16 protein-coding genes and 1 tRNA gene are annotated in these 15,563 nt (G+C 66.2%); 9 read left to right on the top strand and 8 right to left on the bottom strand.

All coding sequences use genetic code 11. From position 1 onward, the window contains the following. The first annotated feature begins 428 nt into the window (after positions 1 to 428). The 8 genes from fdnG (at position 429) to ACNFBT_RS12725 (ending at position 10,679) form a co-directional block, all read left to right on the top strand. A complete protein-coding gene (gene fdnG / locus ACNFBT_RS12760) occupies positions 429 to 3,506 on the top strand; it encodes a formate dehydrogenase-N subunit alpha (protein WP_416749802.1) in 3,078 nt (1,025 codons plus the stop codon). An 8-nt stretch (positions 3,507 to 3,514) separates the two neighbouring features. Next, the gene (gene fdxH / locus ACNFBT_RS12755) at positions 3,515 to 4,447 is read left to right on the top strand and encodes a formate dehydrogenase subunit beta (RefSeq protein ID WP_416749800.1); all 933 of its coding nucleotides are present in this window, start codon (positions 3,515 to 3,517) and stop codon (positions 4,445 to 4,447) included. A gap of 72 nt (positions 4,448 to 4,519) precedes the next feature. Further along, complete coding sequence (locus ACNFBT_RS12750) at positions 4,520 to 5,146, top strand: formate dehydrogenase subunit gamma (RefSeq protein WP_416749798.1); 627 nt, start codon at positions 4,520 to 4,522, stop codon at positions 5,144 to 5,146. Between the two features lie 134 nt (positions 5,147 to 5,280). Then, on the top strand, positions 5,281 to 6,213 hold the full coding sequence (gene fdhE / locus ACNFBT_RS12745; RefSeq protein WP_416749796.1) for a formate dehydrogenase accessory protein FdhE: 933 nt from the start codon (positions 5,281 to 5,283) through the stop codon (positions 6,211 to 6,213). Positions 6,214 to 6,374: 161 nt separating this feature from the next. Beyond that, a complete protein-coding gene (gene selA / locus ACNFBT_RS12740; RefSeq protein ID WP_416749794.1) occupies positions 6,375 to 7,781 on the top strand; it encodes an L-seryl-tRNA(Sec) selenium transferase in 1,407 nt (468 codons plus the stop codon). Next, complete coding sequence (gene selB, locus ACNFBT_RS12735) at positions 7,778 to 9,829, top strand: selenocysteine-specific translation elongation factor (protein WP_416749792.1); 2,052 nt, start codon at positions 7,778 to 7,780, stop codon at positions 9,827 to 9,829. The genes selA and selB overlap by 4 nt, the downstream gene beginning before the upstream one ends. Positions 9,830 to 9,970: 141 nt before the next feature. After that, positions 9,971 to 10,066 (top strand) — tRNA-Sec (locus ACNFBT_RS12730). Between the two features lie 268 nt (positions 10,067 to 10,334). Further along, a complete protein-coding gene (locus tag ACNFBT_RS12725) occupies positions 10,335 to 10,679 on the top strand; it encodes a hypothetical protein (RefSeq protein WP_416749790.1) in 345 nt (114 codons plus the stop codon). A gap of 59 nt (positions 10,680 to 10,738) precedes the next feature. Here the strand turns inward: ACNFBT_RS12725 and ACNFBT_RS12720 are convergent, their stop codons facing one another. The 3 genes from ACNFBT_RS12720 to ACNFBT_RS12710 form a co-directional block, all read right to left on the bottom strand. Next, a complete protein-coding gene (locus ACNFBT_RS12720; protein ID WP_416749788.1) occupies positions 10,739 to 10,942 on the bottom strand; it encodes a hypothetical protein in 204 nt (67 codons plus the stop codon). Positions 10,943 to 11,025: 83 nt separating this feature from the next. Further along, on the bottom strand, positions 11,026 to 11,589 hold the full coding sequence (locus ACNFBT_RS12715; RefSeq protein ID WP_416749786.1) for a GrpB family protein: 564 nt from the start codon (positions 11,587 to 11,589) through the stop codon (positions 11,026 to 11,028). An 85-nt stretch (positions 11,590 to 11,674) separates the two neighbouring features. Next, complete coding sequence (locus ACNFBT_RS12710; RefSeq protein WP_416749784.1) at positions 11,675 to 12,100, bottom strand: anti-virulence regulator CigR family protein; 426 nt, start codon at positions 12,098 to 12,100, stop codon at positions 11,675 to 11,677. Between the two features lie 178 nt (positions 12,101 to 12,278). On the opposite strand from ACNFBT_RS12710, the gene ACNFBT_RS12705 reads away from it, so the two are divergent. Then, positions 12,279 to 12,863 carry a hypothetical protein gene (locus ACNFBT_RS12705; protein ID WP_416749782.1) on the top strand — a complete coding sequence of 195 codons (585 nt, stop codon included), beginning with the start codon at positions 12,279 to 12,281 and terminating at the stop codon, positions 12,861 to 12,863. Between the two features lie 36 nt (positions 12,864 to 12,899). On the opposite strand, the gene ACNFBT_RS12700 is transcribed toward ACNFBT_RS12705, so the two are convergent. The 5 genes from ACNFBT_RS12700 to ACNFBT_RS12680 are packed head-to-tail and all read right to left on the bottom strand — an operon-like array spanning position 12,900 to position 15,479. Then, positions 12,900 to 13,595, bottom strand: a complete 696-nt coding sequence (locus ACNFBT_RS12700; RefSeq protein WP_416749780.1) for a M15 family metallopeptidase — start codon at positions 13,593 to 13,595, stop codon at positions 12,900 to 12,902. Beyond that, complete coding sequence (locus ACNFBT_RS12695; RefSeq protein ID WP_416749778.1) at positions 13,592 to 14,053, bottom strand: glycine cleavage system protein H; 462 nt, start codon at positions 14,051 to 14,053, stop codon at positions 13,592 to 13,594. The genes ACNFBT_RS12700 and ACNFBT_RS12695 overlap by 4 nt, the downstream gene beginning before the upstream one ends. Continuing rightward, on the bottom strand, positions 14,050 to 14,424 hold the full coding sequence (locus ACNFBT_RS12690) for a DsrE family protein (RefSeq protein ID WP_416749776.1): 375 nt from the start codon (positions 14,422 to 14,424) through the stop codon (positions 14,050 to 14,052). Before ACNFBT_RS12690 ends, ACNFBT_RS12695 begins: the two co-directional genes overlap by 4 nt. Further along, complete coding sequence (locus ACNFBT_RS12685) at positions 14,411 to 14,905, bottom strand: GNAT family N-acetyltransferase (protein ID WP_416749774.1); 495 nt, start codon at positions 14,903 to 14,905, stop codon at positions 14,411 to 14,413. Before ACNFBT_RS12685 ends, ACNFBT_RS12690 begins: the two co-directional genes overlap by 14 nt. A 13-nt stretch (positions 14,906 to 14,918) precedes the next feature. Beyond that, positions 14,919 to 15,479, bottom strand: coding sequence for a DUF4136 domain-containing protein (locus tag ACNFBT_RS12680; protein ID WP_416749772.1), 561 nt, complete (start codon positions 15,477 to 15,479; stop codon positions 14,919 to 14,921). Positions 15,480 to 15,563: the final 84 nt, after the last annotated feature.

The raw sequence follows: 15,563 nt of genomic DNA, 5'->3' as shown, positions 1-15,563 counted from the left end.
GCGGTTGACAGCGGGCAGATCGGCCGCAGACTTTTCCTTATGGCAGGGCTTCGTGCCCCGATCGCAAGCTGAAGTGACGGGAGGACGTCATGAAAGCGATAAGAAGAAGACATGCGCGCCATTACCTGCTCGCGATTCTCATCGGGCTGGCCCTTCTGGGGTTGCACCAGTCCCTCCAACCCGAGCGTCAGCAGTCGGCGTGCCGTCCCGACGGTAGCAGTATCTCCTGCGCCTACCCCTGACTCCCCTTCGGGAGTATTGCCCCGTCCGATCCGGGGGACGGACTGACGCGCGTCAATGCGCCGCAAACCCCCAGCGTGCATGGTCTGCCCCGCTCAAGCTGGCGCATCGGCCCGGCTTGGCTATCTTTTAAGCAGCAGGGGTCCGGCCATGTACCGGACGTACGCTGCCTGATCAGGAGACGCACGATGGATATGAACCGTCGGCAATTCTTCAAGGTCTGCGCTGTAGGCCTTGGAGGATCGAGCCTGGCGGCACTCGGGGTCGCACCCCCGGATGCATTCGCCGACCAGGTCCGCCACTTCAAGCTTGCGCGCACCGTCGAGACCCGCAACACCTGCCCGTATTGCTCGGTAGGCTGCGGCATCCTCATGTACAGCCAGGGTGATGCGGCGAAGAACGTTGCGCAGAACATCATCCACATCGAGGGTGATTCCGATCACCCGGTCAACCGCGGCACCCTCTGCCCCAAAGGCGCCGGCCTGCTGGACTTCGTCCACAGCCCCAACCGCCTGAAGTACCCGCAAATCCGCGAGGCGGGCTCCAGCGAGTGGAAGCGCATCGGCTGGGACGAGGCGCTGGACCGCATCGCCAAGCTGGTGAAGGAAGACCGCGACGCCAACTTCATCGAGAAGAACGCCCAGGGCCAGACGGTGAACCGCTGGCTGACCACCGGCTTCCTGGCCGCGTCGGCGTCCTCCAACGAAGCGGGCTACATCACCCACAAGGTGGTGCGTTCCCTGGGACTGCTGGCGTTCGATAACCAAGCGCGTGTCTGACACGGCCCGACGGTGGCAAGTCTTGCCCCGACGTTTGGCCGTGGAGCCATGACCAACCATTGGACCGACATCAAGAATGCCGATCTGATCCTGATCATGGGCGGCAACGCTGCTGAAGCGCACCCGTGCGGCTTCAAGTGGGTGACCGAAGCCAAGGCGCACAACAAGGCGCGCCTGCTGGTGGTCGACCCGCGATTCACCCGTTCCGCGTCGGTGGCCGATTACTACGCGCCCATCCGTACCGGCACGGACATCGCCTTCCTCGGCGGCCTGATCAACTACTTGCTGGAAAACGGCAAGTACCAGAAGGAATACGTGCACAACTACACCGACGTCTCCTTCATCGTGAAGGAAGGCTTCGGCTTCGACGACGGGCTGTTCAACGGCTACGACGCCGAGAAGCGCACCTACCCGGACAAGTCCTCCTGGCAGTACGAACTGGGCGAGGACGGCTTCGCCAAGGTCGACCCGACCCTGGCGCACCCGCGCTGCGTCTTCAACCTGATGAAGCAGCACTACAGCCGCTATACGCCGGACGTAGTGAGCAACATCTGCGGCACGCCCAAGGACATGATGCTCAAGGTGTGGGAAGAGATTTCCACCACTGCGGCACCGGACAAGGTGATGACCATCATGTACGCCCTGGGCTGGACCCAGCACTCGGTGGGCGCACAGATGATCCGCACCGGCGCGATGGTCCAGCTGCTGCTGGGCAACATCGGCATGCCCGGCGGCGGCATGAACGCCCTGCGCGGCCACTCCAACATCCAGGGCCTGACCGACCTGGGGCTGCTGTCCAACTCGCTGCCCGGCTACCTGACCCTGGCCGGCGATGCCGAGCAGGACTACAACGCCTACATCGCCAAGCGCACGGCCAAACCGCTGCGCCCGGGGCAGCTGTCCTACTGGCAGAACTATCCCAAGTTCCACGTCAGCCTGATGAAGGCCTGGTTCGGCAAGTCGGCCACCAAGGACAACAACTGGTGCTACGACTGGCTGCCCAAGCTCGACATGCCCGGTGCCGGCTACGACGTGCTGCGCTACTTCGACATGATGTACCAGGGCAAGGTCAACGGTTACTTCTGCCAGGGCTTCAACCCCATCGCCTCCTTCCCCAACAAGGCCAAGGTCAGCGCCGCGCTGGCCAAGCTGAAGTGGATGGTGGTGATGGACCCGCTGGCCACCGAGACCTCGGAATTCTGGCGCAACGCCGGCGAGTTCAACGAGGTGGACAGCAAGGCCATCCAGACCACCGTGTTCCGCCTGCCCACCAGTTGCTTCGCCGAGGAGGACGGCTCCATCGTCAACTCCGGCCGCTGGCTGCAATGGCACTGGAAGGGCGCCGAACCGCCGGGCGAGGCACGCACCGACATCGCGATCATGGCCGGCCTGTATCACCGCCTGCGCAATGCCTACGCCAAGGACGGAGGCAAGTTCCCCGACCCGATCCTCGGCCTGGACTGGAACTACCTGAAACCCGACGAGCCCGGCCCGGACGAGCTGGCCAAGGAGTACAACGGCAAGGCCCTCGCCGACCTGGTCGACCCGGCCAACGGCATGGTCCTGGCCAAGGCTGGCGAACAGCTGCCGGGCTTCGCGTTGCTGCGCGACGACGGCAGCACTGCCAGCGGTTGCTGGATTTTCGCCGGCTCCTGGACGCAACTGGGCAACCAGATGGCCCGCCGCGACAACAGCGATCCCTACGCCATGGGCCAGACTCTGGGCTGGGCCTGGGCGTGGCCGGCCAACCGGCGCATCCTCTACAACCGCGCCTCGGCCGACCCCAGCGGCAAGCCCTGGGACCCGGTGAAGAAGCGCCTGGTGTGGTGGAACGGCAAGGCCTGGGGCGGTACCGACATCCCGGACTTCAAGGCCGATTCGGCGCCGGAAGCGGGGATGAATCCGTTCATCATGAACCCCGAAGGCGTGGCGCGCTTCTTCGCCGTCGACAAGATGGCCGAGGGCCCGTTCCCCGAGCACTACGAGCCGTTCGAGACGCCCATCGGGATCAACCCGCTGCACAAGAATCCACAGGCCATCAGCAGTCCGGCCGCGCGGGTGTTCAAGAACGACATGGAACTGTTCGGCAAGGCCGACGAGTTCCCCTACGCCGCGACCACCTACCGGCTCACCGAACACTTCCACTTCTGGACCAAGCATTGCCGTCTGAATGCCATCGCCCAGCCGGAGCAGTTCGTCGAGATCGGCGAGGCGCTGGCCAAGGAACTCGGCATCAAGGCCGGCGACCGCGTGAAGGTCTCCTCCAACCGCGGCTTCATCAAGGCGGTGGCGGTGGTGACCAAGCGCATTCGTCCGCTGCAGGTCAACGGCAAGACCGTGCACCACGTGGGCATCCCCCTGCACTGGGGCTTCTCCGGGGTCGCGCGCAACGGCTACCTGACCAACACCCTGACCCCCTTCGTGGGCGACGGGAACACGCAGACGCCGGAGTTCAAGTCCTTCCTCGTCAACGTGGAAAAGGCGTGAGGTGAAGCATGAGTAGCCAAGACATCTACGCCCGCTCCGCCACCACCACGCCGATGCCCTCGGTGCGGCGCGAGGAGGAAGTGGCCAAGCTGATCGACGTGTCCAAGTGCATCGGCTGCAAGGCCTGCCAGGTCGCCTGCTCGGAGTGGAACGAGCTGCGCGACGAGGTGGGCCACAACCACGGCACCTACGACAACCCGATCGACCTGACGTCCGACTCCTGGACGGTCATGCGCTTCACCGAATACGAAGCGCCGGCCGGTAACCTGGAGTGGCTGATCCGCAAGGACGGCTGCATGCACTGCGCCGAGCCCGGCTGCCTGAAGGCCTGCCCGAGCCCGGGGGCGATCGTGAAGTACGCCAACGGCATCGTCGACTTCAACCAGGACCACTGCATCGGCTGCGGATACTGCATCACCGGCTGCCCCTTCAACATCCCGCGCATTTCGCAGAAGGACCACAAAGCGTACAAGTGCACCCTGTGTTCCGACCGCGTGGCGGTGGGCATGGAGCCGGCCTGCGTGAAGACCTGCCCGACCGGCGCCATCGTCTTCGGCACCAAGGAGGACATGAAGGAGCACGCCGCCGAGCGCATCGAGGACCTGAAATCGCGCGGCTTCGAGCACGCCGGGCTGTACGACCCCGAAGGTGTGGGCGGCACGCACGTGATGTACGTGCTGCACCACAACGACCAGCCCTCGCTCTACGCCGGCCTGCCCGACAAACCGGCGATCAGCCCGCTGGTCAGCCTGTGGAAAGGCATCAGCAAACCCTTCGGCCTGCTGGCCATGGGCGCGGTGGTGCTGGCCGGGTTCTTCCACTACACCCGCACCGGTCCCAACCGGGTGGAAGAGGACGAACCGGGTGGTTCCGATCCGGAGGCGCCGGTGCACAAGGTCGACCCGTCGGTGCATCGCTATGACCCACGTGAGCACCCATGACACCCCAGGCAGTCGCTTTTGCCCCCTCTCCTTCGGGGAGAGGGCTGGGGTGAGGGCTACGAGGATCGAGACATGAAGAAAGACATCCAGCGCTACAACGCCAACGAACGGAGCAACCACTGGATGGTGGCCATCCTGTTCTTCCTCGCCGGCCTCTCGGGGCTGGCGCTGTTCCACCCGGCCATGTTCTGGTTGACCAACCTGTTCGGTGGCGGCCCATGGACGCGCATCCTCCACCCCTTCCTCGGGGTGGCGATGTTCCTGTTCTTCCTCGGGCTGGTGGTGCGTTTCGCCCACCACAACCTGATGGAAAAACGCGACGTGCAATGGCTCAAGCAATGGCGCGACGTGGTCGCCAACCGCGAGGAAAACCTCCCGGAAGTCGGCCGCTACAACGCCGGGCAGAAGCTGCTGTTCTGGACCCTGCTGCTGTGCATGCTGGTGCTGCTGCTGACCGGCTTCGTCATGTGGCGGGCGTACTTCAGCCAGTGGTTCGGCATCGACATCATCCGCCTGGCGTCGCTGCTGCACGCCTTCGCCGCCTTCGTGCTCATCTGCAGCATCCTGGTGCACATCTACGCCGGTATCTGGGTGAAGGGCTCGATGGGCGCCATGCTCTACGGCTGGGTCAGCCGTGGCTGGGCGCGCAAGCACCACAACGGCTGGCTGAAGGACGTGGAGAAGGGCAAGGGCCACTGACCTGCAACGCTGCTGAAATGAATGCCGGCTGACACTGGATTGCCAGCCGGCACGGACAGTCCCCTCTCCCTCCGGGAGAGGGTTAGGGTGAGGGGCTCTTCAAGCCCCAATCCCCCATCAACAAGGAGTCCTGCGTGTCAGGCCGAATTCTCGAACCCGGGCAGATCGAAGCTGCCGCCAACATCCCACCGCTGTTCAACCTGCCGTCCCCCGATCTCTTCACCCGCCGCGCCGCCCGAATGCGCCAGCTGGCGCCGGGCAATCCGCTGCAGGGCTACCTCGAATTGATCGCTGGAGTCTGCGACGCCCAACAGGCGCTGCTCGACCGCACGCTGCCACTGCCGGGGCCCGACGCTGCCGCCCTGGCGCGCAGCCGCGAGCACAGCATGCCGCCCCTGGCCTACGAAGTGCTGGTGCGCGAAGGCGCCTGGCTGCCGCTGCTGGACGCCTTCCTCGACGCCTACGAGCCCACGGCCAACCCGGCTATCGTCGAGGCGCTGAAAGCCCTGCGCAGCGCCGACGAAGGCCAGCGCAAGGCCTGGGCCCTGGGCCTGCTCAATGGCCAGTTCGACCTGCTGCCGCCGGCCCTGGTGCCCTTCCTCGGCGCCGTGCTGCAAGTCGCCTTCAGCCAGTGGCTGCTGCAATTGCCCGAGAACACCCTGGCGGAAACCGATAGCCAGACTCTCTGCCCGGCCTGCGGCGCACCACCGGTGGCCGGGATGATCCGCCACCAGGGCAAGCACGCCGGCCTGCGCTACCTGTCCTGCTCGCTGTGCTCCTGCGAGTGGCACTACGTGCGGGTCAAATGCAGCCACTGCGCCGAGAGCAAGGGACTGGCCTACTACTCGCTGCAGCGCGAAGGCGTGGCCAGCGACCAGGCGCCGCTCAAGGCCGAGACCTGCCCCGGCTGCCAGTCCTACCTCAAGCAGTTCTACCTGCAGCACGACAAGCACGCCGAGGCTCAGGCCGACGACCTCGCCAGCCTGGCGCTGGACATCCGCCTTGCCGAGGACGGCTTCCTGCGCACCGCGCCGAACCTGCTGCTGGCGCCCGGAGGCTCCTCGTAGGGCGTACAAGGCTCCACCTTGTACGCCGTTTGGCCTCGGCATCACTGCGCTCCGGGTTCAACCCCGGTTCGGATAGGGGCCGAGGTGCATCGGCGTATAACCGCGAACGGTTATACGCCCTACACTGACTCCAGCCATTGCCCCTAGCACAAGGCCCGTCCATGACCTCGGTACGCCTGCCCTCCATCGACCGCCTGTTGCGCAGCCCGGCCTGCCAGCCGCTGCAGCAGCGCTATGGCCGCGAAGCCCTGCTCAAGACCCTGCGCGACCTGCTCGACGAATTGCGCGAGCCAGCCCGCCACGGCCAGCTGGCCGCCGCTGAACTGCAGGAAGCGGTGCTCGCCGGCCGCGCTGGCGAGCGCCTCGCCGCCCACCACGCCAGCCGCGTGCGAAGGGTTTTCAACCTCACCGGCACCGTGCTGCACACCAACCTCGGCCGCGCGCTGCTACCGGAAGAAGCCATCGAAGCGATCACGATGGCCGCGCGCTACCCGCTCAACCTCGAATTCGACCTCGCCACCGGCAAACGCGGCGACCGCGACGACCTCGTTACCGGGCTGATTCGCGAACTGACCGGCGCCGAGGCCGTCACCGTGGTCAACAACAACGCCGCCGCCGTGTTGCTGGCGCTCAACAGCCTGGGCGCGCGCAAGGAAGGCATCATCTCCCGCGGCGAGCTGATCGAGATCGGCGGTGCCTTCCGCATTCCCGACATCATGGCCCGCGCCGGCGTGAAGCTGGTCGAGGTCGGCACCACCAACCGCACCCACGCCAAGGACTACGAAGCCGCCATTGGCCCGCGCTCGGGCCTGCTCATGCGCGTGCACACCAGCAACTACAGCGTGCAGGGCTTCACCGCCAGCGTCGCCACCCCGCAGCTGGCGCAGATCGCCCACGCCCACGGCCTGCCGCTGCTGGAAGACCTGGGCAGCGGCACCCTGGTCGACCTCACCCGCTGGGGCCTACCCAAGGAGCCTACGGTGCAGGAAGCCCTGCGCGATGGAGCGGATATCGTCACCTTCAGTGGCGACAAGCTGCTCGGTGGTCCGCAGGCCGGGCTGATCCTCGGCAGTAAGGAACTGATCGGCAAGATCAAGAAGAATCCGCTCAAGCGCGCACTGCGGGTAGACAAGCTGACCCTTGCCGCGCTGGAGGCCGTGCTCAACCTCTACCGCGACCCGGACCGCCTCGCCGAGCGCCTCACCAGCCTGCGCCTGCTCAGTCGTCCGCAGGCCGATATCCGCGCCCAGGCTCAGCGCCTGGCGCCAGCCCTGGCGACCTTGCTGGGCGAAGGCTGGAGCGTCAGCGCCGTGGACGCCCTGGGTATGATCGGCAGCGGCGCCCAACCGGTCGCCCGGCTGCCCAGCGCCGCGCTCTGCCTGCGCCCGAACCAGCCCAAGCGCCAGCGCGGCCGCGCGCTGCTCGACCTGGAAGAGCGCCTGCGCTGCCTGCCCATCCCCGTGCTCGGCCGCATCGACGAGGACGCGCTGTGGCTCGACCTGCGCCAGCTCGACGACGAGCCCGGCTTCGTCGCCCAACTGCCGCGGCTGGTCGAGGACGCAGTGTGATAGTCGGAACCGCCGGACACATCGACCACGGCAAGACCTCACTGCTACGCGCCCTCACCGGGATCGAAGGCGATCGCCGCCCGGCCGAGCGCGAGCGCGGCATCACCATCGACCTTGGCTACCTCTACGCCGACCTCGGCGATGGGGCGCTCACCGGCTTCATCGACGTGCCGGGGCATGAGCGCTTCGTCCACAACATGCTCGCCGGCGCCAGTGGCATCGACCTGGTGCTGCTGGTGGTGGCCGCCGACGACGGCGTGATGCCGCAGACCCGCGAGCACCTCGACATCGTCCAGTTGCTGGGTATCCGCCGCGCCATCGTCGCCTTGACCAAAACCGACCGTGTACCTGTCGAGCGGGTAGGGCTGGCAACGCGCGAAGTGCAGGAGCTGCTCGCCGAAGGGCCGCTGGCCGGCGCGCCGATCTTTCCGGTTTCCAGCGTCAGCGGCGACGGCATCGACGCCCTGCGCGAAGCGCTTGCCGAAGCCGCGCGCGAAACCCGCGAGCGCGGAGCATTGGGCGGCTTCCGCCTGGCGGTGGACCGAGCCTTCAGCGTCAGCGGTGCGGGCATCGTCGTTACCGGCACGGCCTTCGCAGGCACCGCCAACGTCGGCGACGAATTGCTGCTGGGCCATGCGGGCCGCCGTGTGCGAATTCGTGGCTTGCACGCGCAGAACCGTGAGGCGCAGCAGGCCCATGCAGGCCAACGCGTGGCCCTGAACATCGCTGGCGAACGCCTGCGCCTCGACCAGATTCACCGGGGCGATTGGCTGATCGCCCGGGAGCTGCACGCACCCACCATGCGCATCGATATCGACCTGCACCTGCTGCCCAGCGAGACGCGCACCTTCGCTCACTGGACGCCGGTTCACGTTCACCTCGGTGCGCAGGACGTCACCGGCCGCGTCGCCCTGCTCGAAGGCGAACGCCTGCAACCGGGCGAGCGCAGTTTCGCGCAGCTGGTCCTCAATGCGCCCAGCCATGCCGTCCACGGCGACCGCCTGGTGCTGCGCGACCAGTCCGCCCAGCGCACCCTCGGTGGCGGCCGCGTGCTCGATCCCTTCGCCGCGGCGCGCAATCGCCGCAGCCCGGAGCGCCTGGAACAACTGCGCGCCTTACAGGGCGAGGGCCTGGAAAGCGCCTTGCCGATCCTGCTGGCGCACGCCAGCAACGGGCTTGACCCGGTGCTGCTGGCGCGGCAATTCAACCGCCCACGGGAGAGCTGGAAGCTGCCTGCCGAACTGGTCGAAATCAGCACCCGTCTCGGTCCACGCCTGTTTGCTGCCCGGCGCTGGACCGCCCTGCAACAACAGGTGATCGACGCGCTGCAACGCTTCCATGAGGAAGCCCCCGACGAGCTCGGCCCCGACCGTGATCGCCTGCGCCGCTACGCCTTGCCGCAGCTGGAGCGGCCTGTCTTCATCGCGCTGCTGGAATGCCTGCTGGCGAACCAACGCATCGACAGCAGCGGCCCCTGGCTGCACCTACCCGATCATCGCGTTCAACTGGGCGAAGCTGACGAACGCCTGCGCGAACGCCTCTGGCCGCTACTACTCGCTGGCGCCTTCGATCCACCCTGGGTACGCGACTTGGCCCGCGAGCTGGGCGCAGAGGAGGGCGAAGTGCGTCTGCTGCTGCGCAAGCTCGCCCGACTCGGCCAATTGCACCAGGTGGTGAAGGACCTGTTCTACCCGGAAGAAACCCTGCGCCTACTCGCCAGCCACGCCCTGCACCTGCGCGACGAAGCCGGCATCATCCGCGCCGCCGCCTTCCGCGACCGCATTGGCATCGGCCGCAAGCGCTGCATCCAGCTGCTGGAATACTTCGATCGCATCGGCTTCACCCGCCGCTTCGGTAACGAGCGGCGGGTTCGGGAGGAGTCGGCGCTGGCGAGTACTGCGCCGGGGGATGACTACGGTAAGTTCCTGGAAGCCAGGATCGAGGCCGGCCGAGCTTCGATGGCGGCTGGAGAAGGGCGCTCGGACGAGGAAGTCGAAGCGGCCTTCGCGGCCCGGAGGGCAAGAGGGATGGACCACGAGTCGAACTAGGCGCATGTCCCGGCCAAGCGGCGACTCTCCAAGGCCATTCAAGCCTCCTGCGGCATCGCTGCGCTGGCATCGGTCAAGGCAATGATGGCAACATCCAGGCTCCCGGTTCGCCGACGGGCTCCAGCGCCGGTAGCAGTCCAGGGAAGGCAATCACGCCCGGTGGCGTGGCCGGGCTTCAAACCCGGTGGGGGACGGCAGCCGTTCCTGGGTGGGTTCGACTCCCACTGCCTTCCGCCAATTCCCTTTTCAGCCGACCAGTATTCCGTCTCCAGGGCTCAGTGCTTTGCCTGGGGCGACGCCATTGGCCCCGAGGATCATCAGCGAGCGGATGTTGTACTAGTAGCGTGTCCGGGGAAGCCTCGACGTGATGACGTAATCCAGCGTCAGGAAGTGGGACGGCTCGATCACTGGCGGCATCGGGGGGCAAGTGCTTAGGTTTTGATTGGGGCAGGATGGATCGCCTGCCTTGTACCTTCATTCACGAACTGCTCATTGAGGAGCTTTCATGAAGCAACCACGTCGTCCGCTCTGCCTGCTCGCCCTTGCCGTGCTGGCGTCCACGGTGCAGGCCGAAGATTCATCTCGCCCGGGGCCCGAGGATGCGACACGCGCCATCCTGGCCATGATGAACATACCTGAAGTCGGTCAGGCCGATGTCAGGGTGGGCACCTGCGTCGAGCCGGTCCAGTCGGAACATGAGGGCCAGATCGCCTGTACGGTATTGGTCAGCATCGGTGCCGGCTCGTCGGAGACACAGGCGGATTTCTACCGCGAGAACGGCGAGTGGGTTGCTCAGCCCAGTGAGTCGCAGAGCAAGCTGCCCTTCCCCGATCCGGCCTTGAACGAGTAAGCCGGTTCACGCCACGTCAATAGCAAATGGGCGTGCCGGCCAAAGGCTCCCGCTCGCGCTCACTGTCCCCACAGCATCCGCTGCTGCTGCGCCGAGTAGTCGTCGCTCTGCAGCTGGACGCGCGTGGGCTGGCGTTCGAGGTTGTCTTCGCCGAAGGACTCGCGCACAGGCGATTCGATAGCGCTGAAGTGGTTGTAGTGGGGGGCGTCGGCGCAGCCGGCGAGGACGATGCAGGCGAAGGTGACCACGGAGAGCTTGAACATGGGAGAGTCCTCCTGGAGTGAGCCTCGAGAGTCGGCCGGGAGGATTAACGGCGGATTAAGAGGAGCCCAGTGGGGCGGGATGTTTACGGCGAATCGAGGGCGCGACGGAGGATCTGTGCGATCACCTCGCCCTTGCCGTCGGTGTAGGCCTCGCGGTCGGTGGGGAAGCGGCGCGCCAGTTCACGTTTCACATCCGCGTACCTCCGGGCGTCGTCAGGCTGGGCGCGCAACCAGTCGCGGAACGCCAGGCGGCTCTGCACCTCGTGCGACTCCATGAGGTGAATGTGATGGGTGCGCCCGTTACCGAAGGGCGGCATGCCTTTGACGAAGAACATTCGCCCGGGGTTGGGGTTTTCTCGCCAGTACTGGTAGCCGAGGCGTTCCAGCGGTTCGACCAGGCTGGAACGGTCGAAACCGGGGGGCGGCAGCAGGAGCATGTCGATGATCGGCTTGGCGTCCAGGCCGGGTACGGCGGTGCTGCCGATATGCTCGATGGCTAGGTCGGGAAGCTGCAACGCGCCGCGGATCGATTCGGCTTCCTCGACGAAGCGCTGTGCCCAGCAGGGATCGGCGGCAACGACTTCGACGCGGTCCTCGTCGGCGTTGCTCCAGTGTTGGCCATCGAAATGGGGCGGCTGAGCTGACATGGGCATTCCAGCGTGTCGGACGGGGAGTAATGGGAGCAACCCCCATGCTCGCGAGTCGAATTCATGGGGGCCGGGTCCGGCGGGATCAATCCAGCACGTTGTTCAGGACTTCGTAGATGACGCCGGTGGCGATGGTGACCAGGAGCAGGTCGGTGCCGGCTTGCTGCCATTCGTAGCCGTCGTAACGGGGGAGGCGGCCGATCAGGCGACCGTCGAGCTTCTTGGCGATGCCGGGCGGAAGCGGTTTGCCGCGGGCGAGGTTCTTCCGGATACCCGGCGGCAGTGCCGCGCCCGGGCTCCAGTAGTCGCGATTGTCATCGAGGATGACGCGCACGCCGCCGACATCGATCTGCGGGCCACCTTGCCAGTTGCTGCCGCCTTGTCCCTGATTGCCGTGTTGGGCGTTCTTGGCATGGCCATTACCGTTGCCATTGCCGGCCAGCAGCACCGGGCTGGCGCCAATCAGGGCAAGGCCAAGCGTCGTTGCCAGCAGGGTATTGAGTTTGGGCATCTCCGTGTTTCCTCTGTCCTAGAATCCTGATGTTGCTGAGCGTAGCCGCAGTTGCGTCCTGTCGGCAGCAGGCAAGTTGGCACCTGAGTGCATGCATTTCGTCGGAAAGCCCCGAACCATCGGGGCTGCAGAGTAGTCGGAGGAGTATCTCAACCCCGCCCCTGGAGGCGTATCGATCATGAAGAAAACCCTGGTTGTTGCAGCAGTCTGTGCTTTCGCCCTCGGCGCCACAGCCATGCTGCCCGCCGACCTCTCGCCGATTGGTTCGGTTTATGCCAAGGGCAATGGCGGCGGTGGTGGCGGTAATGGTGGTGGCCACGGCGGCGGTAACGGTGGTGGCAGTGGCAATGGCAGTGGTCATGGCGGCGGCAACAGTGCCGGCCATAGCGGTAGCAATGGCGGCGGTGATGGCGATGGAAATGGTCACGGCAATGGCAAGGGCAAAGGTGCTCTTGGCCACACAAGCGACCCGTCCGACGGTAACTCCGGCGTCCACGGTGCGAAGCGCAATGGCAAGGTCGAGGGTGTCGAGCACGCCGGCAAGGCCACTCGCGACCATGGCCTGAACGGCAACCACAACGGCACCACCAAGCACGACAGCAAGGGACATGGCGCGACGACCTCGTCCGTGGCCCATTCGAAGGACACCCGTGGCCTGTCCAAGGCAACGGCGATCTCCGACACCACTCCGGGTACCCACAACACCAAGGGCCTGGACAACGCTACCGATAACTCCTCGAAAAACGACAGCGACGACGAGTAAGTCGTCCTGCGGCCAGGGACGGCCGCTATCCTTCCCTCACCGTACCGGAAAATCGAAGTAGGTCGCTGGATAGGGCTCGGCTTTCAGCCGGTAATGCCACCACTCTGCGGCGTACGGCTCGAAGCCGTATCGCAGCATGGCCTGGCGCAGGGTTTCGCGGTTGCGGGTCTGCTGCACGCTGATCAGCGTCGTGCCATGGTGTGAAATGGGGCCGAAGAAGTCGAAGCGGCTACCCATGTCCAATTCCTCTCCCGTCTTTGCATCCACCAGCGTCAGGTCGACCGTGCTGCCGCGCGAGTGCCCGGAGTGCTGGGCGATATAGCCGTCGCGGAACAGCGTGCGCTTGTCCTGGTCCGGGTAGTAGCGGGCTTTCTGCCGGGTGTCCTGCGGATCGGCGGCCCAGCGTTTGAAGGCCTCCACGGCGCGCTGCGGGCGATAACCATCGAAGATCTTCAGGGCCAGGCCGCTCAGCGCCAGGTCACGCTCGACCTCGGCCAGGGCCTTGGCGGCGGGTTCGGTGAGGATGATCCGTGCCTTCTGGTAGCCGTCGATGGGCTCGCCGACGAAGTTGTCGGAGCCGGCGTAGCGCACGTCATAGCGGGCGGATTTCAGTATCTGGTCGAGGTAGACGAAGCCAGGCTGCGCCGGTTGGTCGGCACGCAGCGGCAGGCAGGCGAAGAGCAACAGCAGGAGCGGAAGGCGCCAGCGTTGGGCCGCGCCTGTTCGGCTCATGGGCGCAGGGCCTGCACCCCGTCGTCCTCGGGGTCGAAGTTGTCCAGGTGCATGCGGCGGGCGAAGGCCTCCAGCGCGGCCTGCCCTTGCAGGAATTGGCCACGGGCGGCAGCCCAGTCGTCGGGCTTCAGGCGCACCATCCAGCCTTCGCCGTAGCAATCCTGATTGATCAGGCCCGGCCTGCGCACCACGGCGTCGTTGCTGGCGAGGATGTGGCCGGCCAGCGGACTTCGGGCGGAAGAGGCGGCCTTGGCGAATTCGACCACGCCGAAGCTGCGGTCGCAGTCGATGTGCCAACCGTCGCGCTTGGGGGTGAAGGCGAAGATCTGTCCGTAGAGGGCGCAGCCATAGGCGGTGAGGCCAAGGGTCACGGCGCCGCCGGGCTCCTCGTGCAGCCAGAGGTTGTACTCGGGGGCGTACAGGCGGTCGTCGGGGAAGTTGAGACCGTGCAGCTTCACAGGGTCAGCACCCGGTCGTATTCGAGGATCATCCGCGCCAGTTCGCCGCCGCTGGCAATCTCGTCGACTTCCTCGATCAACCGGCTTTCGTCGATTGGCACACCCGGCGCGCGGCACATCAACAGGCGCGCGCCGGCTTCCTTGGCCTGCTGGATGAAGTGGCTGATGGGCTCGCCATCCTCGGCCGCGTACAGGTGGTCGGCGACGTCCTGGAGGGCCAGGCGGGTGCCTTCGCCGCTGAGGAACAAGGTGACCTGGGCGTCCATGCAGGCCAGCAGCGTGGCGGTGTAGAAGGGCGCCGCGCAGCGCGCCGGGGTGCTCGGGCCGCTGCTGACGATGATCAGCACCCGCTGCCGGTCAGATGGGCTCAAGGGCTTTCTCCAGTTGTACCAGGGCGATGCGTCGGCCCTGCGGGTCGGCGCGCTCGACGATGGCCTGCGGCCGATAACCCAGCCGAGTGTAGAGCAACAGCCCGGCGGCGTTGGCGTTGAAGCAGGACACTTTCATCACCTGCGCCTTGTACTGGTCGCGGGCGAGTTTCTCCATGACCTCGATCAGGTACTGGGCCACGCCGTGCTGGCGCGCCCAGGGGGCGACCATCATGTTGCCCAGTGCGCAGTATTCGCGCGGTTGCCACTGGTAGAAGTTGGCGAAGCCTGCCGCGCGCCCGTCCAGCAGGGCGAGGGTGCTGCCGCGGCGCTCGGCCATGGCGGCGGCGAGCTGGCCGACGGTCAGCGGCCAGCTCGCCTTGGGGTAGCAGTAGAAGAGTTCGTCGCGATCCTGGGGAAAGCGCACCACCTCGTCGAGGTCGCCGGCGGCGGCGGGGCGGTGGGAGAGGACTGGTAGTTCCACATTTTCCCCCGATTCAGCGCGGCGGGTACTGGGCGATGACTTTCTGCACCGTCTCGCGGATCGCCGCTTCACGCTCGGCAGGCGTGGGCGGGCTGCTGCGCATGACCTGTTCGCCGCTGCCGCGCCAGACCAGCTTGCCGTCCTTGCCGTCGAACAGGTCGACCTGGATGGTGGCGACCTTGTAGGTGACGGTGCGGGTTTCGGCCATCGGCGGCGGGCCCCAGTAGCCACCCCAGTAGCCGTTCCAGTAACCGCTGCTGTAGGAGGTGATCTGGTCCTGGCGCTGGTCGACGATCAGGTAGGCGCGCACTCTCACGTCGCCGATGTTGCCGCCCTGGGCCTGGCGCAGGCCACGCCGGTCGAGCTCGTCGGCCACTGCCTGGCTGATGCGCTGTTCGGTGAGGTCGCTCTTGATGCGCGGGTCGTCCGGGCGGTACTCGAACGACGGCTGCGCCCAGCTCCAGCTCAGGTAGCGGGAGAAGTCGCGGGTGGTGTCGTAGTCGCGGCTGACGCTGGTGGTTTCGCAGGCGGCCAGGCCCAGCATCAGGCCCAGAAGCAGTAAACGGCGGATCATGGTGGATACTCCTGATAGAGCTTCCATCCAAGCGCAGAGTCTACGCAAAGGCAAGCGGCAGAGCGGTTGCGTTGGGGGCTGGAG

The sequence above is a fragment of the Pseudomonas sp. NY15181 genome, assembly GCF_048068055.1.
In the GTDB taxonomy this organism is placed as follows: Bacteria; Pseudomonadota; Gammaproteobacteria; order Pseudomonadales; family Pseudomonadaceae; genus Pseudomonas.
This window is presented reverse-complemented; position numbering and strand designations above follow the sequence as displayed.

Coding starts and splice junctions, on each gene's coding strand:
- ACNFBT_RS12720 (WP_416749788.1), bottom strand. CDS start 10,942: ATGTTCAAGCTCTCCGTGGTCACCTTCGCCTGCATCGTCCTCGCCGGC.
- ACNFBT_RS12710 (WP_416749784.1), bottom strand. CDS start 12,100: ATGCCCAAACTCAATACCCTGCTGGCAACGACGCTTGGCCTTGCCCTG.
- fdxH (WP_416749800.1), top strand. CDS start 3,515: ATGAGTAGCCAAGACATCTACGCCCGCTCCGCCACCACCACGCCGATG.
- ACNFBT_RS12700 (WP_416749780.1), bottom strand. CDS start 13,595: ATGAGCCGAACAGGCGCGGCCCAACGCTGGCGCCTTCCGCTCCTGCTG.
- ACNFBT_RS12750 (WP_416749798.1), top strand. CDS start 4,520: ATGAAGAAAGACATCCAGCGCTACAACGCCAACGAACGGAGCAACCAC.
- ACNFBT_RS12725 (WP_416749790.1), top strand. CDS start 10,335: ATGAAGCAACCACGTCGTCCGCTCTGCCTGCTCGCCCTTGCCGTGCTG.
- ACNFBT_RS12705 (WP_416749782.1), top strand. CDS start 12,279: ATGAAGAAAACCCTGGTTGTTGCAGCAGTCTGTGCTTTCGCCCTCGGC.
- selA (WP_416749794.1), top strand. CDS start 6,375: ATGACCTCGGTACGCCTGCCCTCCATCGACCGCCTGTTGCGCAGCCCG.
- ACNFBT_RS12680 (WP_416749772.1), bottom strand. CDS start 15,479: ATGATCCGCCGTTTACTGCTTCTGGGCCTGATGCTGGGCCTGGCCGCC.
- ACNFBT_RS12715 (WP_416749786.1), bottom strand. CDS start 11,589: ATGTCAGCTCAGCCGCCCCATTTCGATGGCCAACACTGGAGCAACGCC.